Origin of the sequence: Thauera phenylacetica B4P (assembly GCF_000310225.1) — a bacterium.
GTDB classification, from domain to species: domain Bacteria; phylum Pseudomonadota; class Gammaproteobacteria; order Burkholderiales; family Rhodocyclaceae; genus Thauera; species Thauera phenylacetica.
Genome location: NZ_AMXF01000642.1, coordinates 1 through 336 on the forward strand (window position 1 = coordinate 1; position 336 = coordinate 336).

1 pseudogene is annotated in these 336 nt (G+C 69.9%); it reads left to right on the forward strand.

Annotated features, from left to right (window positions below):
• Nucleotides 1-336, forward strand: a pseudogene (locus tag C667_RS24090) (IS21 family transposase); the annotation flags it as partial.

Sequence of the window (336 nt, forward strand, 5' to 3'; positions counted from 1 at the left end):
TCGACTGGGGGCACTTCGGGCACCTGACGATCGGGCGCGCGCGCCGTCCGCTGATGGCCTTCGTCATGGTGCTGTCGTGGTCGCCCCAGCTCTATCTGCGCTTCTTCCTCGATGCACGCATGGAGAACTTCCTGCGCGGTCACGTGGGCGCCTTCGCGCACTGGGGGGCGGTGCCGCGCATCGCCCTCTACGACAATCTGAAGAGCGCCGTGCTCGAGCGCTGCGGCAACGCGATCCGTTTCCATCCCACCTTGCTCGCGCTCGCCGGCCACTACCGCTTCGAGCCGCGCCCGGTGGCGGTGGCGCGCGGCAACGAGAAGGGGCGCGTCGAGCGCG